Below are 388 nucleotides of genomic sequence, written 5' to 3' on the forward strand. Positions count from 1 at the left end.
ACTGTATGCCCAATGCCTAATACAAGACCAGTTCCAGATTCAGTTGAACATGTTAGAGAATTAAGACAAAGAATTTCAGAAACAGCTAAAGTACGTGTGTTACCCTATGCATCTATTACCAAAAGACAAGCTGGAAAAGAACTTGTTGATTTCAAAGAGTTAGCACTAGAAGGGGTATTCGCATTTACAGATGACGGTGTAGGTGTTCAACAAGCTAGTATGATGTATGCGGCTATGAAACAAGCAGCACGCGTTAAAAAACCAATCGTAGCACATTGCGAAGATAATAGCTTGATTTATGGTGGCGCAATGCATAAAGGTAAACGTAGTGAAGAACTTGGTATTCCAGGTATACCAAACATTGCTGAATCAGTGCAGATCGCTAGAG

Annotated in this window: 1 pseudogene; it reads left to right on the forward strand. The window is 39.7% G+C overall.

What is annotated here, in order from left to right:
* Window positions 1-388 (forward strand): annotated as a pseudogene (locus tag HZY83_RS00090) (dihydroorotase); the annotation flags it as partial.

It is taken from the genome of Gemella sp. GH3 (assembly GCF_013415425.1).
In the GTDB taxonomy this organism is placed as follows: domain Bacteria; phylum Bacillota; class Bacilli; order Staphylococcales; family Gemellaceae; genus Gemelliphila.